Raw genomic sequence first — 26,763 nt, 5'->3', positions numbered from 1 at the left:
ATGAAAGCTTTGAAACTTCTTACTTTGCTTGTCGCGTCTTTGTTCACGGCAAGCGCGGCCCTGGCGCAAGAGGCCGGTCTGGATCAACAGATCAATGAAGCATTTGCCTCTGCGACCGGGCCCTTTGTCAGCTTTATCTTCGCGCCATTCCCGGGAACCAGCTTTCCCTGGATCGTGGGCTGGCTGGTTGTCGCGGCATCGGTTTTCTCGCTGTATTTTGCCTTCGTGCAATTTCGCTTCTTCGGTCATGCGATCCGGCTGGTGAAGGGCGACTATTCTGATCCCAATGATGCGGGTGAGGTCAGCCACTTTCAAGCCTTGGCAACAGCCCTGTCCGGTACGGTGGGTCTTGGTAACATCGCCGGTGTGGCGGTTGCCATCGGCATCGGTGGTCCAGGTGCGACCTTCTGGATGATATTGGCCGGTCTTTTGGGCATGGCCTCAAAATTCACCGAATGTACGCTGGGTGTGAAATATAGAAACGAGTACGAAGACGGTACGGTTTCTGGAGGCCCGATGTACTATATGTCCAAAGGGTTTGACGAGCTGGGTTTGCCGGGTGGTAAGATTCTGGCGGTTCTGTTCTCGATCTTCTGTATTCTAGGCGCGCTTGGTGGTGGAAACATGTTCCAGGCCAACCAGGCACATCAGCAGATCGCAGGCATCGTCGGCGACTATCCCGGGTGGATCACGGGCATCGTGTTCGCTTTGGTGGTGTTCCTTGTGATCGTGGGTGGTCTGAAGTCGATCGCACGTGTGACCGAGAAAGTCGTGCCCTTCATGGGGGTCATGTATGTGGCCGCTGCTTTGGTGATCATCATCATGAATGCCGACATGATCGGCTGGGCATTTGGTCAAATCTTCACAGGTGCCTTCACCGGGCTTGGTGTTGCAGGCGGTATGGTTGGTGCGCTGATTCAGGGCTTTAAACGTGCGGCGTTCTCGAACGAAGCCGGCGTGGGTTCTGCTGCGATTGCACACTCGGCCGTTCGGACCAAGGAACCGATCACCGAGGGCTTTGTCTCCTTGCTGGAGCCGTTCATCGATACGGTTGTCATCTGTACGATGACCGCCTTGGTGATCATCATCACCCAGCAGCTGATCATTGATCCCGAAACCGGAAACTACTTGCTGAACGAAGCAGGCAGCGCGATTGCAACCGTTGATGGCAATACCGGCGTCAGCCTGACCTCGGCAGCCTTTGGCAGCGCCTTTAGCTGGTTCCCGTTTGTTCTGGCGATCGCGGTGATCCTGTTTGCCTTCTCGACCATGATCAGTTGGTCCTATTATGGCCTCAAGGCATGGACCTATCTGTTCGGCGAAGGTCAGACCAAGGAGCTGGTGTTCAAGATCATCTTCTGCGTCTTCGTTGTCATCGGTGCTGCGGCCAACCTTGGTCCGGTTATCGACTTCTCGGATGCGGCGATCTTTGCGATGGCGGTTGTGAACGTCTTTGCGCTCTACTTCCTGATGAAAGTGGTGCGCCAGGAGCTTGCCTCCTACGCTTCACGGCTGCAAAGCGGTGAAATCCGCAAGTTCGAGCACTAAGCACTTTCACCGGGGCGGCCTGTGTCGCCCCGGTGCCTCTGACCTTCGGTGGAATCTGCGGATTCTGGTCAAAACCCCCTTGCCAGCATGACCGAACTTGCGTAAACGGCGCTTCTGTTGCGTGACCGGCCGAGATGGCATGCCGAGTCGCGTTTGAAACCGAACCCGAATGAAGGAGACGGAAATGCCTAAGATGAAGACAAAGTCGAGCGCCAAGAAGCGCTTTAAGGTGACTGCGACCGGTAAGGTCCTTGCTGGCCAGGCCGGCAAGCGTCACGGCATGATCAAGCGGACCAAAAAGTTCATCCGCGACGCTCGTGGCAACACCACCCTGTCCGCCCCCGACGCAAAGATCGTCAAGGGCTACATGCCCTACGACCGCTAAGAGGAGATTAAGATATGTCCCGCGTTAAAGGTGGAACCGTAACTCACGCCCGTCACAAGAAGGTTATCAAGGCCGCCAAAGGTTACTATGGCCGCCGCAAGAGCACCTTCAAGGTTGCCCGTCAGGCCGTCGACAAGGCCAACCAGTATGCAACCCGCGACCGTAAGAACCGCAAGCGCAACTTCCGCGCGCTGTGGATCCAGCGTATCAACGCTGCTGTCCGTTCGCATGACGAAGCACTGACCTATTCCCGCTTCATCAACGGCCTGAACCTGGCCGGGATCGAAGTGGACCGCAAAGTTCTGGCCGACCTGGCCGTGCACGAACCGGAAGCGTTCGGCGCGATTGTCGCCAAAGCTCAGGCTGCTTTGACTGCCTGATTCTCTGAAAAGAGACAGTGAAAGAAAGGCCGTCCCGCTTGGGGCGGCTTTTTTTGATTTAGGGTAGTGAATGTCGGCAAATCGCTCTAGGTTAGTTTTTTTCACTAGCCCTGTATGCACGGGGGGTCACCCCAAATTCAGAACGAAAAACCGTAGAAAAGTACTGAAGATTACTGAAACCGCAGTTCATTGCTATTTCGCTGATCGATAGACTTTCATAGCGCGGATCTTTCAACTGCGAGGCAACAGTATCGAGACGTTTCCGGCGGATTTCCTCGGCAATCGAACTGTTTTGCTTGGAGAGAATGCTGTTCAACCGGCGAACAGATATGCCAACCTCAAAGGCCACGCTGTTTCGGTCCAAATCTGGATCGCCATATTGCGACGCGATAATACTGCGCATCCGGATAATCATGTGCTGTTCAGGAGAGGCGAGGTCTGCCACCTGGCTACGGCCGGCCGCAAGGCCTGTGGCCAACAGGTCAATCAACGTTTCCTGCAAAAGCTCTGAAACTGTCGGATCGGAACCGTTCAAATGATCGGTGAGCGACAGAATGTTATCCCGAACCAACTTTCCAATCCCGGACTGCCCGTCTATCCGTGTGCCACCCATCATGCGCGCAATGGGTAGTCTTGCGAGCAGACGGTCCTTCGGTAGTTGAAGGACCGTCTTGGAAAAGCCGTTCTCCAACTCCAAAAGATACGGATGAGCACTGTCGTACACGCCGATATCGCCGGGCCTCAGAACAGACTGGTTACCGAATTGAGTGATTCTGGACGTGTTCTCACGCTGAAGACTTACGAGGAAAAATTCGTCTGACGCAGCCCGAATATCCCTTTTGCGCCGCACGACTGAGTGCTGCGCCCCGGATATCGCCGAAATGGACAGAACAGAGTGTCTGGATATGCTCAATTCACCCGTAAAATCAGATATTTGTTGAGATTCACAGCCCAATTGAACATAGCTGTCGCAAACCGCTTCGCGCCAATAGGCAAAGCGATCGCGCGGAGCAACATCCGTCGTCGAATATTGGGCGACTTGTGTCATGTGCAGCCTTCACAAACTGACGAGAGAGTTTATCAGACTGCCCAAAAACGCAAGTTTTTTGACCCGAACGCCAAAGTACGCTGAAGCCGGAAATGGCAATCTCCTCGGATCAAGAGGAGGTTCCAACCATGTCTACACAATTCAAAGCGGCTGCTGTTCAGGCCGCGCCCTGCTTTCTCGACCTTGATGCTGGTGTTTCAAAGGCCGTTGAGCTGATCGAAGAGGCTGCAGCCGGCGGCGCACATCTTGTCGCGTTTTCCGAAACCTGGCTTCCCGGCTATCCAAATCATGTCTGGTTGGGCCCGGTTGCCTGGCAAATGCAGTTCGTCGGACGCTATTTCGATAATTCGATCGTGGCGGGCTCCAAACACGAAGAGCGTCTCGCCAAGGCTTGCCGTGACAACAACATCCAGCTGTCGATCGGCGTCAGCGAACGCGACGGTGGGTCACTCTATATCGCTCAATGGCATTTTGATGAGACGGGTGAGGTCATCAACCGCCGCCGAAAGCTGAAACCCACTCATGTCGAACGCACCGTCTTCGGCGAAGGTGACGGTTCGGATCTGAATGTGGTCGACACAAAGATCGGGCGGGTCGGGCAGCTTGCATGCTGGGAACATATGCAGCCGCTGTCGAAATACGCCATGTATGCCCAGAACGAGCAGATCCACGTGGCCGCTTGGCCGAACCTCGCGCTTTACAAAGGCGCGGCCTATGCCTTGGGGCCCGAGGTCAATAATAGCGCCTCGATGATTTACGCGGTCGAGGGATCGTGTTTTGTGCTGGCGCCTTGTGCGCTGGTCACGAAGGAGATGCAGGACCTGCTGTGCGAAGGAAACGCAGAGAAGGAGGCTCTGTTGCCGGTTGGTGGCGGCTATACCGCGATCTATGCCCCAGACGGGTCGGAGATGGCCGAGCGCATCCCGCACGATCAGGAAGGCATCATGTATGCCGACATCGACCTGCACATGATCGGCTACGCCAAGGCCGCCGCAGACCCTGCGGGTCACTACGCCAAACGTGACAGCACCCGGCTCTTGATCAATCGCAAACGCCAGCGCCCGGTTGTGAATTTCGATGACGCTCCCGGCTGGGAGGAGATCGTTCCTGTTGCTGACACTCCGGCTGAAGCCGCTGAATGACGGGATCGCCGCGCCTCGTGCCAAACGGTGCGGGGCGCGCGCAGCCATTCTTTCAGGGAGGAAGAGATGACAGAACAAACACCCGCAATCCCCACGCATGAGGATTTCTATACCGACGCGCAGCGCAAGGTGCAGGACGAAAACGGGCACACCAAGCTATCGCACGCTGTGATTCAAGCCATCGTTCGAGATGAGTTGGAAGACTATCATATCGAGTACATCGAGACGCGCGACTACTTCTTTTTGTCAACCGTGACCGCAGAGGGCGAACCGACCGTCAGCTACAAAGGTGGACCGGTGGGGTTTGTGAAATCTCTGGGCGGTAACAGGCTGGTCTTTCCGAACTACGATGGCAACGGCATGTGGCTTTCGATGGGCAACATCGACGCGGCCAGCAAGGTCGGGATGCTGTTCATGGATTTTGTAACACCCTGGCGCATCCGTGTGCAGGGCGATGCCAAAATCTCAAAAGACCCGGAATTGATGGCGCATTTCCCCGGCTGCAACATGGTTGCGACGGTCGATGTCACGCGCGTGTTTCAAAATTGTGCCCGCATGATCCATAAACACAAGCGTGCCGAACCTCATTCGGTCTACGTCCCGGACGCCGAAGGGAAGCAGCCATTTCCGGCATGGAAGCGGATTGCACCGATCCAGGAATTCTTGCATGAGCGCGATCAGGGCAAAGCTGCCGAGAATGGCGGCACGATCACCGAAGAAGAATACATGACCAAGGTGATGGACGGCTCGTCCTGACCAAGGCTTGCCAAACGACCGCGTGACGGTCGGACAAACTAACAGGAGAAACAAGATGAAACACACATTAAACCTCTTCGGAGGCATGGTTGGGCTGTGCCTGATGGGCATTGCCCAGCCTGCCGCAGCCCAGGACGGCCCGGTCTGCGGTCTCAACACAGGCGAGGCAGCCACCGGCGAACCCATCAAGGTCGGCGGGATCAACGGTAACGCGCCTCCGGGCGATTTTTCGGGCGGCACCGATGCCGCCATGGCCTATTTCACCTGCGTCAACGCGAATGGCGGGATCAATGGACGACCCATTGAGTACATCGTCGAGAACGATCAGTGGAACCCGGAGCTGGCAAGCCAGGTCGCGAACAAGCTTGTCGTAGACGAGGGTGTCGTGGCGCTGGTAGGCAACGGCTCGGTCGTGGAAATGGCTGTGAATGCTCAGCTATATGCTAACCAAGGTATCATGGCGATGGCATCAGGCTGCGCGATCTCGGAATGCTACGAAAGCTCGAATATCGTTTCAGCAAACCAGGGTCCGCTGCCTTCGGGCATCGGTGCACTGAAGTTTGCAATCGAAGAGCTCGGAACCCAGCACGCCGCCTGCATTGGTTTCAACATTCCCAACAACGGTGGTTGGGCCTGCGATTGGATGAACCGCTACATGGAGGAGAAGGGCCTGCGCGGCACGTCGATCCTGATGGACCCGACAAGCGTGGATCTGAACGCGACCTACCTGCAAGCCCTGGCTGCAGGGGTTGATACGATCCTGCTGATGCTGCCCGCAGGGCCGGCGATTGGCCTGCTTGGCGTGGCCGAGGAACAAGGTGGGCGCGAAATGTTCAAATGGGTCTCGCCCACGCCGCTCTATGATCCCGGCGTCACCGAAGTGCTGGGCGACTATTGGGACGGCCATATCTACGTCAATATCGAGCTGAACCAGTTTGACAGCGACGGACCCGACAACCGCAACTGGATTGCCGTGATGGACGACTACGGTCAGGACGGCGACCGGCGCGATACCTTCAGCCAGTCGGGCTACATCTCGGCCAAGTTCTTTGTTGATGCGCTTCTGGAGCTTGACCCCCAAACGATCGACCGCGCCAGCGTGACCGAGGCCATCAAAGGGATCGTCGGCGTCGAAAGCGATCTGCTCTGCGGCCCCTATTACGTGGGCGAGGCCGACCGGCACATGCCCAACCACCAAGGCAGGATGGTCGTTTACCGCGATGGTGCTTTCGAATTGGTGCGCGACTGCTACGACATCGACAGCGCCTATCTCGATCCGATTCTGAGTCAGGAAAGTGCATTGGGCCTGCGGGACTAAATCCTCCCTGACCTGCCGGGCGGCAATCCTCCCTCGCCGTCCGGCCCTTTTCTTCAGGAGCATACGACATGTTAACGGTCTACGGCCTGTTTCTTGTATCCGGCCTTGCGGTGGGATCGCTTTATGCGCTTGGCGGGATCGGCCTCGTGATCCTGCGCTCTTCCACCGGATTTCTCAACTTCGCTTATGGGGCGATTGCCGCGTTCTCAGCAATGGTGGCCTGGCAAATCGGTAACTGGGGTGCTCCTGCGCCGCTGGCATGGGGCGGTGCAGTTCTGACCGGGTTCGTTTTGTCAGTGGCCTATGGCCGCGCCCTTGCACCGCATCTGTCGCACCGCGAACCGGCGGTGAAGGCGGTAGCCACGCTCGGCTACCTTTTGATCCTTCTCGGACTGATGGGCCTTCTTTGGGACGACACATTGCGCAAGCTTGAACTGCCCACGGACAAGGTAGCCGTGTTGGTGCTGGGGGTCCGCGTCACAGCCACGCGGCTGATCGTGCTTACGCTTGCCGTCGCGACGGTCGTCGGAATGATCTTCTATCTCGAACGGACGCGCACCGGTCTGAACATGCGCGCCTTGGCGGAAAACCGCGGCCATGCGGCTCTTATGGGTGTCCCGATCCTCAAAGTCGAAACACTTGCCTGGGGGATTTCAGGTGCGCTGGCGGGCGTGACCGGTGTGTTCTTCGGCTCTCTGGTGCGGCTGGAACCCACCGTCATCACCTTCATGGTGATCCCCGCGACGGCGGCAGCGATCTGCGGCCGATTGACATCGCTGCCCGCGACGTTGGTCGGAGGGCTCTTCATCGGGGTCGTCGAATCCATGCTGGCACTCAATCCCGCATTCTCGGCCTTTCGCACAATGGCGCCCTACATCATCGCCGGACTGATCATCCTGTGGATGCAACGCGGCACCAGACTGACATTCGCTACAGGAGAGTGATAACGTGAAACTCAACGTACAAATTGCTTTCCCGGTCCTTTTTTTCACGGTGGGCATCATTGCCTTCCCGTTGATCCTCGGGGCCTTCTGGATAAAGGTCTTTACCTCGGCTGCTATCTTTGCCCTGGCCGCAGCAGGGATCGGGCTGGTCTATGCCCAGCTAGGGCTGATCAACCTCGCCCAAATTGCCCTGATCGGTGCTGGGGGCTGGATCGCCCTGCGGCTCAACTATGGGACCGATCTGCCTGTCACGCTCATCATGGTCGTCTCTGGCATCGCCACCGGCGCGCTGGGCGCGCTCTTAGCCTTGCCCGCGCTCAGGATGAGAGGGCTTTATCTGGCGCTGGTCACGCTGATGGTCGCGGCCGGTTTTCAGATCCTCTTCAACGCTGTACAATTCCCAAATGGCGGCGGTGGGTTCTGGGGTGTGGCCCTGCAATCCGCGCAAACCGTGCGGCGTCCGAGTATCGCCGAGACAGACGCGGCCTATCTGGCCTATGTGATAGCCACACTCGCCCTCGGCTTCCTGCTGATCGAGGCCCACAAGCGCACAGCACCCGGACGGGCCTGGAAGACGATCCGTATGTCCGAGGCCAATGCCATGGCGGCAGGCATCAACGTGACTTGGTTCAAATTGTGGGCATTTGCGCTGTCAGGCGTTCTTGCTGGAACGTCTGGGGCGCTGTTGGCCGGGGCGATACGGCAGCTTGATGCACGCAGCTTTAGTGCGTCCGAGGGCATCCTTCTCTTTGCCCTCTCCGTCGTGGGGGGCGTGTACTCCTGGTTTGGCGCAGTCTTGGCAGGCGTGCTCTATAAACTCCTGCCGGCGCTCTTCAACAACCTTGGGGTTTCTTCCGACGCAGCTCTGATCGTTTTTGGCGTCGCCTTGCTGCACGCGATTATGACGGCACCACGCGGCATCGCGGGTCAAATCGAGAGCTTGTTCCAGAGAAAGGTCGAAACATGATCGACGTCACCAACCTGACTGTGAAATACGGCGGTGTCGTTGCGCTTGATGATGTGAGCGTCCACCTTACCGACGATGTTATCGGTCTGATCGGTCCGAATGGCGCCGGAAAGACCACGCTCATGAATGCCTTCTCGGGCTTTGCGCCAGTGACGGGTGGATCGATCGGCGTCAATGGCCGCGACCTTCTGACGATGCCACCGCACGCGCGGGCGCGATGGGGCCTCGCGAGATCGTTTCAGAAGGTGCAGATTGTGCCGGAACTGACGGTTCAGGATCACCTGCAGACCGTTCTCGATGGCAAGGGGTTGCCGCGCGCAGATCGAGCCGCCGAGATGGACCGCATCCTCGATTTTCTCGAAATCGCGCATCTGCGGCACCGGCAGGGTCAATATCTAAATCCGTTCGAGGCCCGCATGACCGAGATCGGCAAATGCCTGGTGGGCGGTCCGCGTATGGTGCTGCTGGACGAGCCAGGAGGCGGCTTCAGTGAGGTCGAGACGGTGCGACTGCGCAGGGTGATTACCCGAATACATTCGGAGTACGGTGCTCAGGTGTTGCTGGTCGATCACGATGTGGATCTGATCCGAGACGTCTGTTCGGTCACCGCCGTGCTCGATTTCGGAAAGCTAATTGCCTTCGGTCCGACAGCAGAGGTGCTGGCAAATGAGGTCGTGAAGGCCGCCTATCTGGGGAAATAGTCAAATGACCTTGTCTATCTATGACCTGACTGTTGAGACCGCTACACGCCGCGTAGTCGATGGCGTGTCCTTCGACGTACCCGAAGGCAAGATCATCTCGCTCCTTGGCCCCAATGGCGCGGCCAAGAGCGAATTGGTTCTCGGTCTTGCGGGGGTATTGCCCAAAACGGGTAGGGTTTGTCTCGACGAGGCCGATTTGACAAAGGCCGACCCGCAAACCATTCGGTCCGCAGGCGTAGCCGCAGTTCCTGAAGGTCACCAGACACTTGCTGGCCTCTCGGTCATCGACAACCTGCGCGCCGCCGGGCCGCATCTGAGCGATGCCGATCTGACAGCACAGACGGACTATGCGCTCGAGGTCTTCCCCGAGCTCAGGGTACTTCTCGGCAGGCGTGCGGGCGCGCTTTCGGGCGGGCAGCAGCAGATGGTTGCGATCGCTCAAGCGCTCGTCAGCAAACCCCGCATTTTGCTGATCGACGAGATGTCACTGGGATTGGCCCCAGTTGTCATTGAACGCCTCATTGAAGTGGTTCAAAAATTGCGAACGGACGGGTTAGGGATTCTCTTGATCGAGCAATTCACCCAACTCGCACTTGGGATTGCGGACCATTGCCATGTCATTAGCCAGGGCAAACTTCGGTTCTCCGGCGCGCCTAGGGAGTTATTCGAAGACCCGAGCCTGCTGGAACAGGCCTATCTGGGATGATCGTCTTCGTCCTCGTAGATCTACGGCGCTTTGTACTTTCGCATATCGGCTATATTTCTCAAATCGCGTTCCAGTGTTCTGAACGCCCCCCGGGGGCCATCAGTCGGCAACCCGACTACCGATGCGCGCTGAGGACGTGGCTGACCTTCCACTATTGCACGACGTCTTCTCTACATCGGATGGGAAAGCTGGGGTGTGCAGGTCAGATTGAGCGCTGATCGGTTCAACGCGCAGAGCATCAAATACGTGGACAGCGCAGTTCTGTTGGAGGCCGCGATTGACGGGCAAGGCGCGGGGTTGGCAAGACGACACTTCGCAGAGAGAGACTAAGAACCTAGTCGGCTGATCCGTTTTGATGAAAGCAGTGTTCCATTGGATCGCGGGCTTTACTTCGTCTGTCGCCCCGGCGATCAGGAGCGTGTCATGGTAAGAATTTTCAAGAAATGGCTCATGTCTATTTAGCTCTGGGTTCCGATCGAAGTCTCAAGAAAGCAATCGTTGGTTCATGCAGTCCACAAGCCCGCTTCGCCCGCAAAGCGGCCATTCACTTAAGTGGACCGGCGCTATGGGCGCCGGTTCAGAGTATTGTCCTGCCCCGTTTATCCAAACACGCGACCGAGAGCGCCATCGACCGCGTCGGTGATCTGGTCGATATCATCTGCGGTCGCAATCAGCGCGGGCGAGAAGCACAGCGTGTTGTTCCGACCGGGAACCGAGCGGTTGGTGACGCCGATGATCACGCCCTGGGCCATGCAGTCGGCAACTACAGCCTGTGCTAGTTTCTCGTCTACTGGTTCTTTGCTACTGCGATCCGCCACCAGTTCAGCCCCTAGGAACAGGCCCTTGCCGCGAACGTCGCCCACGACCTTGTGCTTATCCATCAGCGCCATAAGGTTGTCCGTCATCCGGTCGCCCATAGCAGTGCAGTTGCCCAGCAGGTTCTCGTCTTCGATGATGCGCATGTTCTCGATCGCAGCAGCAGGGCCGGCGGTGCATCCCCCGAAGGTCGAGATGTCGCGGAAATAGTTCATCGGGTCCGCCGCGTCGTCCTTGAACATATCAAAGACGTCTTCGGTGGTTACCAGACAGGCGATGGCCGCATAGCCCGAGGCGACACCCTTAGCCATGGTTACAAAGTCGGGCTTCACGCCATATTGCTGGTAGCCAAACCAGGTGCCAGTCCGGCCTACGCCGCAGACGACCTCGTCAATATGCAGCAGGATGTCGTATTTCTTGCAGATCTCCTGCACACGCTGCCAATAGCCTTCGGGCGCTTCGATCACACCGCCACCTGCAGTGACCGGCTCAAGGCACAGCGCACCAACAGTGTCGGGGCCTTCGCGCAGAATCACCTCTTCGATTTGATCGGCAGCCCATTCGCCGAAATTCTCTTCCGGCGCGCCGTCCAACTCGTGCTTGCGGTACTCCATGCAGTGTGGAACACGGACGAAATCGGGTGCAAACGGCCCGTATTGCGCGTTGCGCTCGTCTTGTCCACCTGCCGACATCGCGGCCAGGGTCGAGCCGTGGTAGTCGCGGTCGCGATACAGGATTTTGGTTTTCTTGCCGCCATAGCGCTTATGCGCAATTTGGCGGATCATTTTGAAGGCTTTCTCGTTCGCCTCAGAGCCTGAGTTGGTGTAATACACCCGGCTCATCCCCGGCATCTTTTCGATCAGCTTTTCCGCAAACAGCGCTCCGGGAATCGAGCCCGCCGAATTAGCAAAATAGCATAGCTTCATCAGCTGGTCATAGACGGCCTTGCAGATCGATTCGCGGCCATAGCCGACATTCACGGTCCAGACGCCACCGGAGACTGCATCCAGATGCTCTTTGCCTTTCTGGTCCCAGACACGCATGCCTTTGCCTTCAACGATGATGCGGGGATCATTGGTTTCAAAGGGTTTATGCTGGATCAGGTGATGCCAGATATGGGCGCGGTCGGCCTCGACCACGCGGGAAAGATCGTTTTCACTGAACGTTCCGTCCATGACATGTCCTTTCAATCAGGTGCGGTGTGCAGGATGTGGGTCAGAGCCCACAATAGCATGTGTTTGCGATGGCTCAGATCACCGCGAATGACCGCTGGAATATAGGGCCAGATCGTATCTTAGCATAAAGCCAGAACGTATGTTTGGCGTATTTCTACGGGTTTGTCAGCGCCGCAAGTTTGTGCTCAAGTCGACCAACACGCGAATTGGGGAGGATTGGCGTATGCAAGCGGCCAACATATATGAGCGTCACCTGGACAAAACCCGTGCGAATTATACGCCCCTGTCCCCGCTCAGTTTTATTCAAAGGACGGCGGCGGTTTATCCGGACTACCCGTCAGTTGTATATGGAGATCGCCGTTACACCTGGGCGCAAACCTATAGCCGCTGCAGCAGGTTAGCCTCGGCCTTGGCGGTGCGGGGCGTCGGAAAAGGGGACACTGTTTCGATCATCGCGGCCAATATTCCCGAACTCTACGAGGCGCATTTTGGGGTGCCCATGGCGGGGGCTGTTCTGAACGCGATCAACACGCGGCTGGATGCACCGGTCATTGCCTTTATCCTGACCCATGCCGAGGCAAAGGTTCTGTTGGTTGATACAGAGTTTTCAGCGGTGGTCAAAGAGGCACTGTCGCAGGTCGAGCATGACATTCTGATTGTCGATATCGAAGATCCCAGCTTTGAAGGTGGCGAAAGACTGGCGGATTTGACCTACGAGGCTTTGCTGGAAGAAGGTGACCCGGACTATGACTGGGCGTTGCCCGACGATGAATGGGATGCGATTACGCTGAACTACACATCCGGAACGACTGGCAACCCGAAGGGTGTGGTCTACCACCACCGTGGTGCGGCATTGAACGCGCAGTCCGACCTGCTTGATTGGAATATGCCGCGCCATTCGATCTATCTGTGGACGCTGCCGATGTTTCACTGCAACGGGTGGTGTTTCCCATGGGCGATGGCGGCGAATGCTGGGGTATCGGTTTGCCTGCGTGCTGTTCGGGCGGAACCGATCTATGCCGCATTCCGGGATGAGAAGGTCACTCATTTTTGCGGCGCGCCGATTGTTCTGAATATGCTGGCACATGCGCCGGATCACTTGAAAGATTTCGACCATCAGATCAAGGTGATGACAGCAGGAGCCCCGCCACCCGCCGCGGTCATCGAAGCGATGGAGGCGATGGGGATTGAGGTGACCCATGTTTATGGCCTGACCGAGACCTATGGGCCGTCAGTCGTCTGCGCGTGGAAAGAGGAATGGAATGCGCAGGGCCCCGAAGATCGTGCGGCTCTGAAGGTGCGGCAGGGCGTGCCCTATTCGGCGCTGTCGGGCCTGATGGTAGCCAATCCTGAGACACTGGAGCCTGTCCCGGCAGATGGAGAGACCATGGGTGAGATTTTCATGCAGGGCAATGTGGTGATGAAAGGGTATCTGAAGAACCCAGATGCCACGGATACAGCATTCAATGGCGGATGGTTTGCATCAGGCGATCTGGGAGTGATGTACCCGGATGGCTACATTGCGCTGAAAGACCGGTCCAAGGACATCATCATTTCGGGGGGTGAGAATATCTCATCCGTCGAAGTTGAAGGTGTTTTATATAAGCACCCTGCGGTTATGGAGGCAGCGGTCGTTGCGCGCCCGGACGACAGATGGGGCGAGACGCCTTGCGCCTTCGTTGAACTCAAGCCCGGTGCGAATGCAACCGAGGCCGATTTGATCGCGTTTTGCAGGGATAACATGGCCCATTTCAAAGCGCCCAAGACTGTTGTGTTCGGGGCGTTGCCAAAGACGTCAACCGGGAAGATACAGAAATTTGTGTTGCGCGATAAGGCACGGGTGTTGGAATAGGTCAGCCGAAGATCGACAGGTCAAGCGGCAGAACCTCACCCATCCACAAGGCGTGATCGCGGTGATCGGCAAGGGGATCTCCGGTTTCAGGATGGGTGAACACTGTCAGCCCCTGACGATTTAACATGAGCCACGGGATCACCTGATCAAACGTGTCAGCCGAGAACCCTAATTGGCAACTCCAGAGTGGGTGAGGACCAACATTGCGGGTGTGCATGCGGCCCATTTGAACCGGGAAGAGGCGCGCTGCGTCCTCACAGATATGTTGCGCTGCCTTTTGTGTTTGGGCGTCAAAGTAGACATGTGCGTGATAGCCGGTGATCTCGGACATGGGGACCTCGTGTTCTTGTACGACACCAATGAGCTAGGCATGGCAAAAGCGATTGAACAGCCGTAGCTGCGCACAGATCCTGTGCGGGCGCTTACGGCTGGTGCTGATCCGGGTGCGCTGCAGCAAAGGCCGGGTGGTTTGCGCAGGCGGTATCGACACTCAGAAGGTTGGGCATATCCGTCAGATCGACCTGCCACCGGCGCGCATTGTACAGCTGTGGGATCAGACACAGATCAGCAAGGCCCGGCTGCGTGCCGGTGCAGTAGGGGGCCTGTTCGAAACTTCCAAGCAGTGTTTCAAAGGCCAACAGCCCCGGACGAATAAAGCGTTTCATCCAGTCCCCGGGCATCCCTTCGGCGTCACCGCTCAGATGTGTTGCATATCGGGCCACTGCCAGATTGCAAACCGGGTGGATATCAATCGCAATAGACTGCGCCAATGCCTGCGCTTTGGCGCGCGCGGCGGGGTCAGTAGGCAGAAGGCCAAGATGTCGGGTCTGATCCAGATAGTCGATGATGGCCAATGACTGGGTCAGTTGCAGGCCGTCAATCTCAAGCACGGGCACCAGCCCTTGCGGATTTCGCCTCAGGTGCTGGTCAGATTTATGCGCTGCATTCGTCAGATCAACCGAGACCGAGCGATACGCAATCCCGGCTAGATTAAGCGCAATCCGTACCCGATAGCTGGCCGACGAACGCCAGTAGTCATAAAGGATGGTCTCGGTCATTTTGCACCTCAGATAGGCGAGTTTAAAAAATGGGTTCAGCGCCTCATCTTTTGTAAGGATCTTCAAGCGCAGGAAGGATCGTTCCCGTACAGGTGCCAAACCCGATCACATAGCCGTCGCCCTTGGCATGCCCTTTCAAGGTTAGCGTGTCGCCATCCTGAATAAAACTGCGGGTCTCACCACTATCCAACTTCAGAGGCTCTTTGTCGCCCCAGCTGAGTTCCAGCAACGACCCCCGGTTTTGCGTTTCAGGGCCAGAGATCGTACCAGACCCCAGCAGGTCCCCGGTGTTCATCGGGCAGCCCGACGTGGTGTGATGTGCCAGCTGTTGCGCGGCGGAATAATACATCTCTTTGTAGTTGGTCCGGGCGATCACCGTTTCCGGCTGTCCCGCAGGGGCCATCGCCACTTCGAGGTCGATATCATAGAGCATTGGGCCGCAATCCTTCAGATGATCCAACAACTCGAACTCTCGGGCAGGGGTGTCGCACCGAAACGGCTCCAGCGCGGCTTTGGTGACGATCCAGGGGCTGATCGAAGTGGCGGTGGCCTTTGCCTGGAAGGGCCCCAATGGTTGGTATTCCCACGCCTGGACATCTCGGGCTGACCAATCGTTCAGCAGGACATAGCCAAAGATGTTGTCATCCGCTTCCTGTACCGAGATCGGACCCTCGGATGGGGTTCCCACAATGGCACCCATCTCAAGCTCGATATCGAACCGTTGCGAAGGCGCAAAACGGGGCAGGGCATCGTTGGGTCCCTTCAACTGGCCCCAAGGGCGGCGGATATCCGTACCAGACACCACGACGGATGAGGCGCGCCCGTTATAGCCAATCGGGATGTGCAGCCAGTTGGGTGGTAACGCATTTTCCGGCCCGCGGAACATAGTGCCCACATTCGTGGCATGATGTCGACCTGCGTAGAAGTCAGTGTATTCACTGACTGCCAAAGGCATGTGCATCTGCACGTCGCCCTGCGACACCAGCAGGGGTTCGACCTTGCCTTGCTCCTCCGCGCGTTCCGACAGCAACTCGGTCAGCCGGTTGCGCAAGGCGGCCCATACGGCGGGCCCTTGTTCCATCAAAGGGTTCCAGAAAGGCAGGTCAAAAAGGGGATCGTCGCCAAGCACGATTAGCCCGGTTTCTTCGGCCGCTGTCACGTCGAAGATCATGTCACCAACGGCAACGCCGCAACGCAGTTCGTCTTCAGCAACCGAGAAGACTCCATACGGCAGGTTGTTCAGCGGAAAGGGGTGGGTCGGGTCGTTGGCCGAGGTCACCCAGGATTTCATCAATGGCATATTGTCTCCAAACCTGTGTTATTTCTTACCCGGTGTTCCGTCGAATTTCTTTTCCAGCGAAGTCCAGCAATCGATGTAGTCATCCTGCAAAGGTGCTTCAGTGGCTGCAAACTCGGTCAGGTGCTGCGGGAAGCGCGTTTCGAACATGAATGACATCGTTCGGTCCAGCTTATCCGGCCCAAGATTGGCGTTTGAGGCATTTTCGAATGCCTCGCGATCCGGTCCGTGCGGGATCATCATGTTGTGCAGGCTCATCCCACCTGGGACAAAACCCTGCGGCTTCGCATCGTACTGGCCGTAGATGTTGCCCATCAGCTCAGACATGATGTTCTTGTGATACCAGGGCGGGCGGAATGTATCCTCTGCCACCATCCAGCGTTCGCGGAACAGGACAAAGTCGATATTGGCCGTGCCGGGTTGGCCTGACGGCGCTGTCAGGACGGTAAAGATCGACGGGTCCGGGTGATCGAACAGGATGGCCCCAACCGGGCAGTAGGTGCGCAGATCATATTTGTACGGTGCATAGTTGCCGTGCCATGCAACCACATCCAGCGGGCTGTGACCGATCTTAGTGGTGTGGAATTGCCCGCACCACTTGATGGTTACGGTCGAGGGCACTTCGCGGTCTTCAAACGCGGCAACCGGGGCTTTGAAGTCGCGGGGGTTGGCCATGCAGTTGGCCCCGATCGGGCCACGGCCCGGCAGTTCGAACTTCTGCCCGTAATTCTCGCACACAAATCCGCGTGCCGGGCCTTCCAGTACTTCGACACGATACAGCAGCCCGCGCGGCAGGATGGCGATTTCCTTGGGCTCCAGATCGATGATACCAAGCTCGGTGGTGAATCTCAGCCGGCCTTCCTGTGGCACGACCAACAGCTCGGAATCGGCCGAGAAGAAATAGTCATCAACCATCGACTCAGTAACCAGATAGATGTGGCTGGCCATTCCCACCTGCGTATTCACATCCCCGGCCGTGGTCATGGTACGCATACCGGTTAGCCAGGTCAGGCCACCGTCAGCGTGTGGAACCGGGTCCCAGCGGTACTGGCCCAAAGAGATCACATCCGGATCGATACAGGGGGCTGATTTCCAATACGGCAGGTCAGTCTTTTCATACCGGTGCGAGTGTTTGACCGAGGGGCGAATGCGATAGCACCAGGTTCGTTCAGGCGGGTTTGCGGTAAAGGCGGTGCCGCTCAGCTGTTCGCCATAAAGACCATAGTTGCAGCGCTGCGGGCTGTTCATGCCCTGGGGCAGGGCACCAGGCAGCGCCTCGGTTTCGAAATCATTGCCAAAGCCGGGCATATAGCCGGAATGGGTTCCAACGGGCGTGCTGGCCTGTGTCAGACTGTGCGGTTCTACCGGACGATTCATTGTGGTTCCTCCGTTTGGTGCTTGTCGGATAATAGTTGTTTTTGTAACTAACAAGCATGAGAAACGATAAAACCTCCGACACTGACGGTTTCGACCTTCAGAACTTTCTGCCGTTCCTGTTGAACCAGGCGGCAGAATCCGCCTCGATCAGTTTTCAGAAGGTCTACAAAGATCGCTATGGGATGCTGCGCACCGAATGGCGGGTGCTGTTTCATCTGGGTTTGTTTGGCACAATGACCGCGAAACAGATCGGGCATCGGGCAAAGACACATAAAACCAAAATCAGCCGCGCGGTTCAGCAACTGGAGAATCGGCGCTTTTTGAAACGAACCCGGGATGATCGCGACGGGCGCGTGGAATGGCTGACGCTGACACCAATGGGTGAGGCGACCTATCGTGAGTTGCGGGATATTGCTGTGCAACATGATGCCAAACTGGCTGGTCAGTTCGATACCGATGAAATTGCGATCCTGCGAAAAATGCTAAGACGGCTGGCCGGTTTCGAGTAACCTCTGGTAGAACGGTGCATCCGTCCCCATTTGTTGCAAAGAATTTACATGGACGTTCAAATGATGCCTTCTGACCGCCTTCCGCCTGCATTTTTCGACCTGATTGATTGGTTGGTCCGGAAAGGACTGGAAGGTGCCGGACAAGAAGAATTGCTGGAAGGGTTTTGTTCCACTTTGGTGGATCAGGGTATCCCTTTGATGCGGTTCCATGCGGCACAGTCGACCCTGCACCCGGCCTATGGCGGCTTTGGGTACAGTTGGTACCGGACCAGTGGCGGAACATCGGAGAAGTTCGAGAACACGGATACACCAAGCGAGCAATGGTTGCGCAGCCCCCTGTATGCTTTGCTGAACGAAGATTTGGACGATATTCGTGTCAAACTGGTGGATCAAAATGAACCAAGCCGATTTCCGCTGCTGAATGAGCTGCGAGAGGAAGGTGCGACTGACTACTACGCCACTGGCATCCCTTTCGATCTATCCGAACAGGTGCGTCACACAGGGCCCGACAAGGTCAGCGACGGGGTGCTGATGTCTTGGACCAGCGATGCGCCAACGGGTTTCGAAGATGGTGACTTGGCGCGGATCAATGCGGTTTTGCCGCATCTTGGGTTGGCGCTGAAATCTGCGAAGAACCAGGTGATGTCAAAGGATTTGATGCGGGTTTATCTGGGGCGCGATGCCGGCGATCGCGTGTTGTCCGGCGAAATACGACGCGGGTCTTTGCAGCAAATTGATGCGGTGATCTGGACCTTCGATCTGGAAGGGTTCACCAATATGTCCGAGGATCTGCCCGGAGATCAGATCATCGAAATGCTGAATGACTATTTGGCAGTTGCGGTCGGCGTGGTTCACGATTGCGGCGGAAACATCCTCAAGTTCATGGGCGACGGGCTGATGGCCATGTTCGATGTCGGTGAAATTGACGCTGATGCCCGCGCAGCACTATCGGCGATACCCCTGCTGCAAAAGCGGATGCAGGAGCTCAATACGCGGCGCGAGGCCAAAGGGCTGCCGGTATCAAACTACACGCTGGCCCTGCATTCGGGCGAGATTTTGTATGGCAATATCGGATCGGAAGCCCGATTGGATTTTACAGTGATTGGTCCAGCGGTAAATCAGGCCGCACGGATTGCGGGGATGCATAAATCTCTGGGTCAGAGAATCCTCGTATCAGACGACGTTGCACGCGCGGCCGATCCGTGTGAGCCCGAACTCATCTCGGTCGGGCGATACATGCTGCGTGGCGTTAATGAGCCGAAAGAGCTGTTTACCGTCTACAACCCGATCAGCTGATACAGGCCTTGGGGCGGTTGCAGAAAAAGACCCCTTGCCATTGATAATGTAATTACATAACAAAATAGCTATGCTCGGCGCGCCCCGGACCGGTTCGGTCTGACGCACCAAACAACCCAGATGTAACAGAACAGGTAGCATGCTATGACCGATACCCGGCTTCCCGTAACAGTTCTTTCAGGTTTTCTCGGCGCCGGTAAAACCACGCTGTTGAATCGTGTTCTGAACAATCGCGATGGCCGCCGGGTGGCGGTGATCGTCAATGACATGTCCGAAGTGAACATCGACGCCGATCTGGTGCGTGCCGACACCGAACTGTCGCGCACTGATGAGACGCTGGTTGAGATGTCAAACGGTTGCATCTGCTGCACGCTGCGTGACGACCTGTTGGACGAAGTTCGCCGTTTGGCCGGTGAAGGCCGGTTTGACTATTTGTTGATCGAGTCGACCGGAATTTCCGAACCTTTGCCTGTCGCAGCTACATTCGATTTCCGCGATGAGTTTGGGCAAAGCCTGTCCGACGTATCACGGCTGGACACTATGGTCACTGTGGTCGACGCGGTGAACCTGCTCCAGGACTATTCCAGCCACGATTTCCTGAACGATCGTGGTGAGACAATGGGCGAAGAAGATGAGCGTACTCTGGTACATTTGCTGACCGACCAGATCGAGTTTGCGGATGTGGTGATCCTGAATAAGATTGACGATGCAGGGCCTGAGCGTGTGGATGCGGCGTGTAAGATCATTCGCAGCCTGAACGCGGACGCAAAAATTATCGAAACGAACCATTCCGATGTCGCGGCTGATGCCATTCTCGATACTGGGATGTTCGATTTTGAAAAGGCACATGAGCATCCAATGTGGGCCAAAGAACTCTATGGGTTTGCGGATCACGTGCCGGAAACCGAAGAATATGGCGTTACCAGCTTTGTCTATCGTGCTCGGCTACCCTTCGTGCCCGAGAAAATCCTTGAGGTACTGAACGGTGACTTGCCTGGCGTGATCCGTGCCAAAGGGCATTTCTGGATCGCCACGCGCCCGGATTGGGTGGCCGAGTTCTCGCTGGCGGGCGCGTTGTCCTCGGTTCAACCACTGGGCACCTGGTGGGCAACGGTTCCCGAGGATCGCCGCCCGGATCACGAAAGCGCTCGGGCCTATATACAGGCCCATTGGCAGGAGCCATGGGGCGATCGCCGGCAAGAGATCGTGTTTATCGGCAGCGGTATCGACTGGCCGACGCTCAAAGCGCGGCTGGATGCAGCGTTGCTGCCAGCGATGGCTGCGGCCCGTGTCGAAGACCTGCCGGATCTTCCCGATCCCTTCCCGCTGTGGCGGCGCGCCGAGGCGGCTGCATGAGCTTTGTCCGGGAGGTAGTGAAGGACGCGCCCATAGGTGTTGGCGTCTTCTCAACCCCCGAGGGTCTGAGCGCGATTCATCATCCCGGCTGTGCTGCTGCGATCTGGCGCAGGGCTCCCTTGACCCATTTCCAGGACTGGCTGAATGCGCTTGAACCAGAAGTACTGCCCAAGGCGCGCATGATCCTTCGACCGGACGCGGTGCGTGATGCAATGGGCAAGATTTGTCAAAGCTTGGGCACGCCGGAGTGCATCGAACGGGACCGCCTGATCGACGATGTTGCCGCGCTTTCGGTGTTGTTTGCCGATGTGATGCAGGCAACCTGGGTGCGGTTGCGTCTGGATGTTGTGGCGACCAATGCCTGTCGACGGTTCCACATTGACGCTGTCACGGCCCGGCTTGTTTGCACATACCGTGGGACGGGAACGCAATATGGAATCTCCTCCAACGGAGAAGATCCGAGCCGCGTGTTCACTGTTCCGACCGGATCGCCAATCCTGCTGCGCGGAACCCGTTGGCCAGAGACACCGAAATCAGGCCTTCTGCATCGATCACCACCGATTGAGGGCACGGGCGAAACACGGTTGCTGCTGGTTCTTGACCCAATTGTTGATCCGGCGGATGAAACTGATCCGGTTCTGTATCACTGAAAGGCTGCCCGTGTTTGGGCGCCGAGCGATCAGAAATCGATTTCCACGCCCGGCAGGTTCAGCTCGCGCATCATGTCGCGCAGCTCTTGCCGGGCGGCAATGTTCGAGATGTTCAGCTGTTTAACCCCGATGTCCTTGAGGTCCAGTAAGGTCAGCCCGCGGGGAAACAACTCGCGGAATATCACACGTTCCGAAAAGCCCGAGGCAACGCGAAAGCCGATGCGCTGCGACAGCATCTCGATCGCGCGTTGCATCTTTTCCTTGTTGACCATGCGCTGGGTACCAACCCGGTTGCGTACGACCACCCAGTCGATAGGTTTAAGACCGGCCTGTGCCCGCAGCTGACGCGCGTTCCAGACCATCTCGGAATAGACTGAAGGCCCCAGAATCTTTTCACCCTTTGAATCGATGCGCGCCAGCAGGTCAAAATCGATAAAGCTGTCGTTCAGCGGGGTGATCAAAGTATCTGCCAGCGAATGTGCCACCTGGCTGAGCCGCGTGTGCGATCCGGGGCAGTCGATCAGAATGAAGTCACTGTCGCTTTCCAACTCGGCCACGGCTGCCGACAGGCGGTGATCATAGATATTCTCACCCGGTTTCAGGGTGCTTGCGTCGATCTCGGGCAGGTCGTGGTGGAGCGGGCTGGGCAGCGTCAGCTCGGCTCCTTTGAGAAAGTTGCTGCGGTTCTCAAAATAGCGGCCAAGGCTGCGCTGGCGCAGGTCCAGATCCAAAGTACTGACCTTGTTGCCCAGGCGAGCCAATGCCGTCGCCACGTGCATCGAGACGGTCGATTTCCCGGCGCCGCCCTTTTCATTCCCGACTACAATGATATGTGCCATGCTTGTATTCCCAAGTCCCGCCGTGCTTGTCTACACGTTGTTGGAACCCACTATATGTTGTGTCTGAGGGGATGAAAAGAACCTCTGACCGTGGTTTGTGGCGATATCCAAGACAATTTTGGAAAACTCAACACCCGTCGCGGGTTAACGTGGGGTGCTTGCAAAGCCAGTGCGGCTGATTCATCGCTCTATCGGATTTGACGCAAAGCCATGAACGAAAAAGGCCACCCCGAATAGGGTGGCCTTTCGCATGCAAGTTGGGTCAAGCTTAGAAGCCCAGACCTTCGTATTTCTTCTTGAACTTCGATACACGGCCACCGGCGTCCAGCAGGCGCGAGGTGCCACCGGTCCAGGCAGGGTGCGAGGACGGATCGATTTCCAGAGCCAGCTGGTCGCCTTCGGCGCCCCAGGTGGATTTCATCTGAACCACAGAGCCATCGGTCATTTTGACGTTGATGACGTGATAATCGGGATGGATGTCTTTTTTCATCTTTCCGCTCCTTACGCCTCGGCGCCAGCCTTGGGCTTGTAGTTGGTAACTTCTGCGATACGTGCGGATTTACCGCGACGGGTACGCAGGTAGTACAGTTTGGCGCGACGGACGCGGCCACGGCGGACAACGGTGATGCTGTCGATATTGGTCGAATGCAGGGGGAACACACGCTCCACGCCTTCGCCAAACGAGATTTTGCGAACGGTGAACGAACCGGCGATCCCTTCGCCGCCCTTGCGCGCGATGCAGACGCCTTCGTAGTTCTGCACACGGGTGCGCGACCCTTCGGTCACCTTATAGCCGACACGGATGGTGTCTCCGGCTTTGAAATCGGGGATGTCTTTCCCCAGGGCGGCAATCTGTTCCGCCTCTAGCTGTGCGATCAGGTCCATCGCATTTACTCCTATCTGCTCGTGGTTGGTCCACGAAGTTTGGGCACGGGCTGAGAGCTCTTGGTCTTCACCGGGTCCTGCGAACAGCCCGCCAGAGGTCAGATCGAATGTTCCTTATGCCTGGTCCGTCCCTGTCGCGCCGGGGCCGAAGAAAGCCAGGCGTCACGTCAGACAACAAACCAAAACACCGGAGTCGCGTCTCGCGGCACCGGATTGCGCTGCTTTAGGGGGTTTGCGGGCAGGGATCAAGCCTAAATTGTGGGCGGCACCGGTAAGATTTCGCCACTTTGCAACTGCCCCGTTGCCTTGGCGGGTGGTTCAGGCATTCTGGCTTCAATTCAACGAGCAGATATTTCAAAAACAGGACGATGTCATGCGGTTACCCGTTTTGCTGGCACTTGTGGGCCTTACTGTGATCTCATGCGGGCGACAGGGGCCGCCGCCCCAGGTTGTTGAACAGGTGCCTGGCGTAGATCGAACGGCCCCATCGGTGATCTATCCGGATTTCGGTGACGCTGACCCGCATGATTGGGAGGGGCGGCATCCCGGGCTTTATCCAGTGCATGGGCTGGATGTGTCCCGCTGGCAGGGGCCGATTGATTGGCGTCAGGCCAAAGCATCGGGCGTCAGCTTTGCCTTCCTCAAAGCGACCGAAGGCGGTGACGTTGCAGACCCGCTGTTTCAGGATCATCGCCGGGGCGCGCAGGCGGCAGGCGTGCCCTGGGGGGCGTACCACTATTACTATTTCTGCCGGTCTGCTCGGGAACAGGCGGGCTGGTTCATTCAGAACGTGCCCAAAGGTGCAGACCTGCCGCATGTGCTGGATATGGAATGGACGCCCCATTCAAAAACCTGCACCATACGCCCCGATGGCCGTACTGTCCGGGCCGAGGCGCAGCGCTTTCTGGATATCCTTGAACGCCACTATGGCCGAAGGCCCATCGTCTATACCACCGTGGATTTTTATGAAGACACTCAGATCGGACGCCTGCCCAAGACGGATTTCTGGCTAAGGTCGGTCGCAGGGCACCCGAGCAAGGTCTATCCGCGGGCGGTTTGGCGGTTCTGGCAATACACCGGCACCGGATTGGTGCCGGGTGTTCAGGGCAAAGTGGATATCAACGTCTTTCACAGCTCGCCTGAGGTCTGGTCGCAATGGAAAGCGGCTGGTTCCTAGGGGTTAGCTGTGCCATAGGTCTCGATCGTGCCACCAGCAACGAGGTGATCCAAGCGGCGCTCGCGTTCTTCACCATACGAGTCGCGCAACCACAACCGTTCACCTTGATCCAGTTTGCGACGCTCAAAGCCGCGCTTCGCCAGGCAACGATCAACCTGGTCGATTTCACCTTGATCACGCAACGCGTCTTGTGATCTGTAAGCCAGGATTGATCCTACAACCTCTAAGCGCGACTAAACCGCAGAATCCTCAACCGCAAACAGAATGGAATGTTTCGCTGGTGGCTGATGCTTTGAGGCCACAATGGGCAAGGATCAATCAGAGTTTTTGCCCGTATTCCCAACGTAGTCCTTCCAGATATCCGGACGGCGTTCACGGGTAATCTGTTCGGCCATCTGACGTCGCCATTCGGCAATGCGGCCGTGGTGGCCGGACATCAGGATCTCCGGGATCGGGCGGCCCTTCCATTCGGCGGGGCGGGTGTATTGCGGGTGTTCGAGCAGGCCCGAGGAAAAGCTCTCTTCTTCAGTCGAGGCCTGATTGCCCAGAACGCCGGGGATCAATCGCACTGTGGCGTCGATCAATGCCTGCGCCGCAATCTCTCCCCCGGTCATCACGAAATCACCCAGCGAGACCTCTTGTACTCCGTAATGCTCCAGCACCCGCTCATCGACACCTTCAAACCGACCGCATAGCAACGTCATCCCATCGCAACGCGCCAGATTTTGCATCATCTTCTGATCCATCCGGCGACCGCGCGGGCTAAGGTAGATCAGCGGCCAGTTGCCTTGAATACCCGCCATCGAGTGCTCGATGGCGTCGCCTAACACGTCTGCACGCAGAACCATACCCGCCCCTCCCCCTGCGGGTGTGTCATCGACGTTGCGATGTTTGCCGATACCGAACTGTCGCAAGTCTACGGTTTCCAACTGCCACAGCCCCTCTTGCAAGGCCTTGCCCGTTAGGCTTTCACCCAAGACACCGGGAAATGCCGCCGGGAACAATGTTATGATCTTGGCCTTCCACACCCCATGTAAATCTGGTGTGGGCGTCATCAACTCACGCGGTTTCAGGGTGGGGCGGATGGCTTTGCGCCCGTGGGATTTGCTTGGTGTATCGGTCATGTCTGATCCGCCAACGCGCGCCGGACGCTTTTGACAAGGGCTTTCTTTTGCGCAACCAGCGCTGTGTCGTCCAACGAGGATCGATTGAGCGCTAACAATTCGATCAGCGCCTCCTGCGGCAGACTGGTATTGGATTTTGACGGCGGTACAAGCTTGGATGCATTGTCTTGCGGCAGCCCTAAATACTCTGCAAACGGGGTGCCGGGGCCAAAGCGGGTTTCTTGTAAATCCTCTAGCCATCTTGTCTGCACATGCACTTCGGGCAGTCGTTCCTGAATTCTGTCGGCGACGCTCGGCAAATCTGGAAGGTGATCCAGCGCCGCGCAAAACGCATCGAAATCCTCAACCAAGCGTCGGCGCTGTAAATCATGAGCCCAAAGGCTGCGCAGCCATTCAGAGCGTTCGCGTAGCGACAGATAAATGGTGATGTCGACCTCGTCCCCGATCAGTTGGCGGCGAATGGTGCCCACCAATGTCGACGCAAGCTCGGGCGTGGCAGCATAGCCTTCGGCGCGATTTCGGCTTGGCCGCAAGCCGCCAAAGTTCTCCTCGCTGATGATCAAACCCCGGCGCGTGCCGAAATCGATCTGTCCTAAAAACGTGTTCATCTTGCTGCCGAATGTGGCCAGCGTGTCGTCCAGCCTATAGACCGAATGGCGCGTCGCCGCATTTGCCAGGCCCGATTTCCGCGTTTTGTAGGGCAGGACCAATGAGAAATGCGGCCAGATCAGCTCGCGATTTTCATAGAGAAAGGATTGCGCCGCTGTGGTGCCGGTTTTGTGCAGCCCAAGATGCAGCAAAACGCGCCGCATCAGATCAGCCCCTCGGGCGGGTCTGCAACGATTCGGCCCTTCTCCAGATCGACTGTCGGCACCGCCTCAAGCGTGAAGGGCAGCAGGACAGTTGATTTCAGTCCCGGCCCATGCAGTTCTAACAGGTCGGCTGCACCATGGTTCTGAACGGATTTCACCTGTCCCAGCAGGGTGCCGCCGGTGTCAAAAACCTCAAGTCCGATCAGGTCGGCGTGGTAAAACTCGTCATCCGGCAAAGATGGCAATTGATCGCGGCGCGCAAACAGGCGCAGGCCTTTCAGGTCATCTGCCTGTTCCTTGGTTTCCACTCCGCCCAATCGTGCAGCAAACCCGTTCTTGATGGTGCGGGTCAAAACCAGAGGATAGCGTTTTTTGCCAGCCTCGTCAGTCAGGGGGGAATAGGTCTCAATATCCGATGGTTCGGCGCAAAAGCTTTTCAGCCGTACTTCGCCGCGTACTCCGTAAGAGCCCGCGATGGTGCCGACACAGATTAGATCACTCATTTGCACCACCCGGAGTTACGCATATGCCGCTCTTCCACTCTCCCAGACCCTCGCAGGCTTCGCGTTGATTGCTGCGTTCAAAGAACACACCGACAATAAAGGCGATCACCAGCAGGATGGGAAGGCGTAACAATCCAAACAT

General features: G+C 57.2%; 30 protein-coding genes. 17 read left to right on the top strand and 13 right to left on the bottom strand.

Annotated features, from left to right (window positions below):
* The 3 genes from AC2FFE_RS14005 (at nucleotide 1) to rplT (ending at nucleotide 2,313) form a co-directional block, all read left to right on the top strand.
* Nucleotides 1-1,548, top strand: a complete 1,548-nt coding sequence (locus AC2FFE_RS14005) for an alanine/glycine:cation symporter family protein (RefSeq protein ID WP_496846931.1) — start codon at nucleotides 1-3, stop codon at nucleotides 1,546-1,548.
* Nucleotides 1,549-1,732: 184 nt separating this feature from the next.
* Nucleotides 1,733-1,933 carry a 50S ribosomal protein L35 gene (gene rpmI / locus AC2FFE_RS14000; RefSeq protein ID WP_010443552.1) on the top strand — a complete coding sequence of 67 codons (201 nt, stop codon included), beginning with the start codon at nucleotides 1,733-1,735 and terminating at the stop codon, nucleotides 1,931-1,933.
* Nucleotides 1,934-1,947: 14 nt separating this feature from the next.
* A complete protein-coding gene (gene rplT / locus AC2FFE_RS13995) occupies nucleotides 1,948-2,313 on the top strand; it encodes a 50S ribosomal protein L20 (protein WP_152457001.1) in 366 nt (121 codons plus the stop codon).
* Nucleotides 2,314-2,404: 91 nt separating this feature from the next.
* Here the strand turns inward: rplT and AC2FFE_RS13990 are convergent, their stop codons facing one another.
* The gene (locus tag AC2FFE_RS13990; RefSeq protein ID WP_496846930.1) at nucleotides 2,405-3,361 is read right to left on the bottom strand and encodes an AraC-like ligand-binding domain-containing protein; all 957 of its coding nucleotides are present in this window, start codon (nucleotides 3,359-3,361) and stop codon (nucleotides 2,405-2,407) included.
* A 128-nt stretch (nucleotides 3,362-3,489) separates the two neighbouring features.
* On the opposite strand from AC2FFE_RS13990, the gene AC2FFE_RS13985 reads away from it, so the two are divergent.
* From AC2FFE_RS13985 to AC2FFE_RS13955, 7 genes are all read left to right on the top strand, one after another.
* Nucleotides 3,490-4,503, top strand: coding sequence for a carbon-nitrogen hydrolase family protein (locus AC2FFE_RS13985; protein ID WP_496819821.1), 1,014 nt, complete (start codon nucleotides 3,490-3,492; stop codon nucleotides 4,501-4,503).
* Between the two features lie 66 nt (nucleotides 4,504-4,569).
* On the top strand, nucleotides 4,570-5,259 hold the full coding sequence (locus AC2FFE_RS13980; protein ID WP_496846929.1) for a pyridoxamine 5'-phosphate oxidase family protein: 690 nt from the start codon (nucleotides 4,570-4,572) through the stop codon (nucleotides 5,257-5,259).
* Nucleotides 5,260-5,314: 55 nt separating this feature from the next.
* A complete protein-coding gene (locus AC2FFE_RS13975) occupies nucleotides 5,315-6,577 on the top strand; it encodes an ABC transporter substrate-binding protein (protein ID WP_496846928.1) in 1,263 nt (420 codons plus the stop codon).
* A gap of 68 nt (nucleotides 6,578-6,645) precedes the next feature.
* A complete protein-coding gene (locus AC2FFE_RS13970) occupies nucleotides 6,646-7,521 on the top strand; it encodes a branched-chain amino acid ABC transporter permease (RefSeq protein WP_496846927.1) in 876 nt (291 codons plus the stop codon).
* 4 nt (nucleotides 7,522-7,525) lie between these two features.
* On the top strand, nucleotides 7,526-8,488 hold the full coding sequence (locus AC2FFE_RS13965; RefSeq protein WP_496846926.1) for a branched-chain amino acid ABC transporter permease: 963 nt from the start codon (nucleotides 7,526-7,528) through the stop codon (nucleotides 8,486-8,488).
* The gene (locus tag AC2FFE_RS13960) at nucleotides 8,485-9,189 is read left to right on the top strand and encodes an ABC transporter ATP-binding protein (protein ID WP_496846925.1); all 705 of its coding nucleotides are present in this window, start codon (nucleotides 8,485-8,487) and stop codon (nucleotides 9,187-9,189) included. Before AC2FFE_RS13965 ends, AC2FFE_RS13960 begins: the two co-directional genes overlap by 4 nt.
* A gap of 4 nt (nucleotides 9,190-9,193) precedes the next feature.
* On the top strand, nucleotides 9,194-9,895 hold the full coding sequence (locus AC2FFE_RS13955; RefSeq protein ID WP_496846924.1) for an ABC transporter ATP-binding protein: 702 nt from the start codon (nucleotides 9,194-9,196) through the stop codon (nucleotides 9,893-9,895).
* A gap of 599 nt (nucleotides 9,896-10,494) precedes the next feature.
* On the opposite strand, the gene AC2FFE_RS13950 is transcribed toward AC2FFE_RS13955, so the two are convergent.
* Entirely contained in the window at nucleotides 10,495-11,886 is a 1,392-nt protein-coding gene (locus AC2FFE_RS13950; protein ID WP_496846923.1) for an aminotransferase family protein, read from the bottom strand.
* A 223-nt stretch (nucleotides 11,887-12,109) separates the two neighbouring features.
* Between AC2FFE_RS13950 and AC2FFE_RS13945 the strand changes: the two genes are divergently transcribed.
* On the top strand, nucleotides 12,110-13,738 hold the full coding sequence (locus AC2FFE_RS13945) for an acyl-CoA synthetase (protein ID WP_496846922.1): 1,629 nt from the start codon (nucleotides 12,110-12,112) through the stop codon (nucleotides 13,736-13,738).
* 1 nt (nucleotide 13,739) lies between these two features.
* Here the strand turns inward: AC2FFE_RS13945 and AC2FFE_RS13940 are convergent, their stop codons facing one another.
* From AC2FFE_RS13940 to hmgA, 4 genes are all read right to left on the bottom strand, one after another.
* Entirely contained in the window at nucleotides 13,740-14,069 is a 330-nt protein-coding gene (locus AC2FFE_RS13940; RefSeq protein ID WP_496846921.1) for a DOPA 4,5-dioxygenase family protein, read from the bottom strand.
* 91 nt (nucleotides 14,070-14,160) lie between these two features.
* Nucleotides 14,161-14,796 carry a maleylacetoacetate isomerase gene (gene maiA / locus AC2FFE_RS13935; RefSeq protein WP_496819829.1) on the bottom strand — a complete coding sequence of 212 codons (636 nt, stop codon included), beginning with the start codon at nucleotides 14,794-14,796 and terminating at the stop codon, nucleotides 14,161-14,163.
* A gap of 43 nt (nucleotides 14,797-14,839) precedes the next feature.
* The gene (fahA, locus tag AC2FFE_RS13930) at nucleotides 14,840-16,096 is read right to left on the bottom strand and encodes a fumarylacetoacetase (protein WP_496846920.1); all 1,257 of its coding nucleotides are present in this window, start codon (nucleotides 16,094-16,096) and stop codon (nucleotides 14,840-14,842) included.
* A gap of 18 nt (nucleotides 16,097-16,114) precedes the next feature.
* On the bottom strand, nucleotides 16,115-17,470 hold the full coding sequence (gene hmgA / locus AC2FFE_RS13925) for a homogentisate 1,2-dioxygenase (RefSeq protein WP_496846919.1): 1,356 nt from the start codon (nucleotides 17,468-17,470) through the stop codon (nucleotides 16,115-16,117).
* A gap of 56 nt (nucleotides 17,471-17,526) precedes the next feature.
* Between hmgA and AC2FFE_RS13920 the strand changes: the two genes are divergently transcribed.
* From AC2FFE_RS13920 to AC2FFE_RS13905, 4 genes are all read left to right on the top strand, one after another.
* Nucleotides 17,527-17,979 carry a MarR family winged helix-turn-helix transcriptional regulator gene (locus AC2FFE_RS13920; protein ID WP_496819832.1) on the top strand — a complete coding sequence of 151 codons (453 nt, stop codon included), beginning with the start codon at nucleotides 17,527-17,529 and terminating at the stop codon, nucleotides 17,977-17,979.
* Nucleotides 17,980-18,027: 48 nt separating this feature from the next.
* A complete protein-coding gene (locus tag AC2FFE_RS13915) occupies nucleotides 18,028-19,275 on the top strand; it encodes an adenylate/guanylate cyclase domain-containing protein (protein WP_496846918.1) in 1,248 nt (415 codons plus the stop codon).
* A gap of 144 nt (nucleotides 19,276-19,419) precedes the next feature.
* Nucleotides 19,420-20,631 (top strand): GTP-binding protein, encoded by a 1,212-nt coding sequence (locus AC2FFE_RS13910; RefSeq protein ID WP_496819834.1) that lies wholly within the window; start codon nucleotides 19,420-19,422, stop codon nucleotides 20,629-20,631.
* Complete coding sequence (locus tag AC2FFE_RS13905) at nucleotides 20,628-21,281, top strand: DUF1826 domain-containing protein (RefSeq protein ID WP_496819835.1); 654 nt, start codon at nucleotides 20,628-20,630, stop codon at nucleotides 21,279-21,281. The genes AC2FFE_RS13910 and AC2FFE_RS13905 overlap by 4 nt, the downstream gene beginning before the upstream one ends.
* A gap of 29 nt (nucleotides 21,282-21,310) precedes the next feature.
* On the opposite strand, the gene AC2FFE_RS13900 is transcribed toward AC2FFE_RS13905, so the two are convergent.
* The 3 genes from AC2FFE_RS13900 to rplS form a co-directional block, all read right to left on the bottom strand.
* Nucleotides 21,311-22,120 (bottom strand): division plane positioning ATPase MipZ, encoded by an 810-nt coding sequence (locus tag AC2FFE_RS13900; RefSeq protein ID WP_496819836.1) that lies wholly within the window; start codon nucleotides 22,118-22,120, stop codon nucleotides 21,311-21,313.
* A gap of 268 nt (nucleotides 22,121-22,388) precedes the next feature.
* Nucleotides 22,389-22,610, bottom strand: coding sequence for a 50S ribosomal protein L31 (rpmE, locus tag AC2FFE_RS13895; RefSeq protein WP_496819837.1), 222 nt, complete (start codon nucleotides 22,608-22,610; stop codon nucleotides 22,389-22,391).
* Nucleotides 22,611-22,621: 11 nt separating this feature from the next.
* Nucleotides 22,622-23,005 carry a 50S ribosomal protein L19 gene (gene rplS, locus AC2FFE_RS13890; protein ID WP_170531453.1) on the bottom strand — a complete coding sequence of 128 codons (384 nt, stop codon included), beginning with the start codon at nucleotides 23,003-23,005 and terminating at the stop codon, nucleotides 22,622-22,624.
* A 373-nt stretch (nucleotides 23,006-23,378) separates the two neighbouring features.
* On the opposite strand from rplS, the gene AC2FFE_RS13885 reads away from it, so the two are divergent.
* Entirely contained in the window at nucleotides 23,379-24,182 is an 804-nt protein-coding gene (locus tag AC2FFE_RS13885; RefSeq protein WP_496819838.1) for a glycoside hydrolase family 25 protein, read from the top strand.
* Entirely contained in the window at nucleotides 24,161-24,376 is a 216-nt protein-coding gene (locus tag AC2FFE_RS13880; RefSeq protein ID WP_496846917.1) for a hypothetical protein, read from the top strand. Before AC2FFE_RS13885 ends, AC2FFE_RS13880 begins: the two co-directional genes overlap by 22 nt.
* A gap of 120 nt (nucleotides 24,377-24,496) precedes the next feature.
* On the opposite strand, the gene trmD is transcribed toward AC2FFE_RS13880, so the two are convergent.
* From trmD to AC2FFE_RS13860, 4 genes are read right to left on the bottom strand one after another with little or no spacing between them, the layout of a single operon-like run.
* Complete coding sequence (trmD, locus tag AC2FFE_RS13875; RefSeq protein WP_496819840.1) at nucleotides 24,497-25,306, bottom strand: tRNA (guanosine(37)-N1)-methyltransferase TrmD; 810 nt, start codon at nucleotides 25,304-25,306, stop codon at nucleotides 24,497-24,499.
* Nucleotides 25,303-26,118, bottom strand: a complete 816-nt coding sequence (locus AC2FFE_RS13870) for a hypothetical protein (protein ID WP_496819841.1) — start codon at nucleotides 26,116-26,118, stop codon at nucleotides 25,303-25,305. The genes trmD and AC2FFE_RS13870 overlap by 4 nt, the downstream gene beginning before the upstream one ends.
* Nucleotides 26,118-26,621: a ribosome maturation factor RimM gene (gene rimM, locus AC2FFE_RS13865; protein ID WP_496819842.1), complete on the bottom strand. Its 504-nt coding sequence runs from the start codon at nucleotides 26,619-26,621 to the stop codon at nucleotides 26,118-26,120. The genes AC2FFE_RS13870 and rimM overlap by 1 nt, the downstream gene beginning before the upstream one ends.
* A complete protein-coding gene (locus tag AC2FFE_RS13860; protein ID WP_496819843.1) occupies nucleotides 26,614-26,763 on the bottom strand; it encodes a hypothetical protein in 150 nt (49 codons plus the stop codon). The genes rimM and AC2FFE_RS13860 overlap by 8 nt, the downstream gene beginning before the upstream one ends.

The sequence above is a fragment of the Ruegeria sp. YTSA168 genome, from assembly GCF_059610045.1.
This window is presented reverse-complemented; position numbering and strand designations above follow the sequence as displayed.

Coding starts and splice junctions, on each gene's coding strand:
- AC2FFE_RS13955 (WP_496846924.1), top strand. CDS start 9,194: ATGACCTTGTCTATCTATGACCTGACTGTTGAGACCGCTACACGCCGC.
- rpmE (WP_496819837.1), bottom strand. CDS start 22,610: ATGAAAAAAGACATCCATCCCGATTATCACGTCATCAACGTCAAAATG.
- trmD (WP_496819840.1), bottom strand. CDS start 25,306: ATGACCGATACACCAAGCAAATCCCACGGGCGCAAAGCCATCCGCCCC.
- AC2FFE_RS13870 (WP_496819841.1), bottom strand. CDS start 26,118: ATGCGGCGCGTTTTGCTGCATCTTGGGCTGCACAAAACCGGCACCACA.
- AC2FFE_RS13920 (WP_496819832.1), top strand. CDS start 17,527: ATGAGAAACGATAAAACCTCCGACACTGACGGTTTCGACCTTCAGAAC.
- AC2FFE_RS13860 (WP_496819843.1), bottom strand. CDS start 26,763: ATGTTTGGATTGTTACGCCTTCCCATCCTGCTGGTGATCGCCTTTATT.
- AC2FFE_RS13980 (WP_496846929.1), top strand. CDS start 4,570: ATGACAGAACAAACACCCGCAATCCCCACGCATGAGGATTTCTATACC.
- AC2FFE_RS13950 (WP_496846923.1), bottom strand. CDS start 11,886: ATGGACGGAACGTTCAGTGAAAACGATCTTTCCCGCGTGGTCGAGGCC.
- AC2FFE_RS13975 (WP_496846928.1), top strand. CDS start 5,315: ATGAAACACACATTAAACCTCTTCGGAGGCATGGTTGGGCTGTGCCTG.
- rpmI (WP_010443552.1), top strand. CDS start 1,733: ATGCCTAAGATGAAGACAAAGTCGAGCGCCAAGAAGCGCTTTAAGGTG.
- rplT (WP_152457001.1), top strand. CDS start 1,948: ATGTCCCGCGTTAAAGGTGGAACCGTAACTCACGCCCGTCACAAGAAG.
- AC2FFE_RS13960 (WP_496846925.1), top strand. CDS start 8,485: ATGATCGACGTCACCAACCTGACTGTGAAATACGGCGGTGTCGTTGCG.
- AC2FFE_RS13880 (WP_496846917.1), top strand. CDS start 24,161: ATGGAAAGCGGCTGGTTCCTAGGGGTTAGCTGTGCCATAGGTCTCGAT.
- rplS (WP_170531453.1), bottom strand. CDS start 23,005: ATGGACCTGATCGCACAGCTAGAGGCGGAACAGATTGCCGCCCTGGGG.
- AC2FFE_RS13900 (WP_496819836.1), bottom strand. CDS start 22,120: ATGGCACATATCATTGTAGTCGGGAATGAAAAGGGCGGCGCCGGGAAA.
- AC2FFE_RS13885 (WP_496819838.1), top strand. CDS start 23,379: ATGCGGTTACCCGTTTTGCTGGCACTTGTGGGCCTTACTGTGATCTCA.
- AC2FFE_RS13910 (WP_496819834.1), top strand. CDS start 19,420: ATGACCGATACCCGGCTTCCCGTAACAGTTCTTTCAGGTTTTCTCGGC.
- fahA (WP_496846920.1), bottom strand. CDS start 16,096: ATGCCATTGATGAAATCCTGGGTGACCTCGGCCAACGACCCGACCCAC.
- AC2FFE_RS13945 (WP_496846922.1), top strand. CDS start 12,110: ATGCAAGCGGCCAACATATATGAGCGTCACCTGGACAAAACCCGTGCG.
- AC2FFE_RS13905 (WP_496819835.1), top strand. CDS start 20,628: ATGAGCTTTGTCCGGGAGGTAGTGAAGGACGCGCCCATAGGTGTTGGC.
- AC2FFE_RS13970 (WP_496846927.1), top strand. CDS start 6,646: ATGTTAACGGTCTACGGCCTGTTTCTTGTATCCGGCCTTGCGGTGGGA.
- AC2FFE_RS13940 (WP_496846921.1), bottom strand. CDS start 14,069: ATGTCCGAGATCACCGGCTATCACGCACATGTCTACTTTGACGCCCAA.
- AC2FFE_RS14005 (WP_496846931.1), top strand. CDS start 1: ATGAAAGCTTTGAAACTTCTTACTTTGCTTGTCGCGTCTTTGTTCACG.
- hmgA (WP_496846919.1), bottom strand. CDS start 17,470: ATGAATCGTCCGGTAGAACCGCACAGTCTGACACAGGCCAGCACGCCC.
- maiA (WP_496819829.1), bottom strand. CDS start 14,796: ATGACCGAGACCATCCTTTATGACTACTGGCGTTCGTCGGCCAGCTAT.
- AC2FFE_RS13915 (WP_496846918.1), top strand. CDS start 18,028: ATGGACGTTCAAATGATGCCTTCTGACCGCCTTCCGCCTGCATTTTTC.
- AC2FFE_RS13985 (WP_496819821.1), top strand. CDS start 3,490: ATGTCTACACAATTCAAAGCGGCTGCTGTTCAGGCCGCGCCCTGCTTT.
- AC2FFE_RS13990 (WP_496846930.1), bottom strand. CDS start 3,361: ATGACACAAGTCGCCCAATATTCGACGACGGATGTTGCTCCGCGCGAT.
- rimM (WP_496819842.1), bottom strand. CDS start 26,621: ATGAGTGATCTAATCTGTGTCGGCACCATCGCGGGCTCTTACGGAGTA.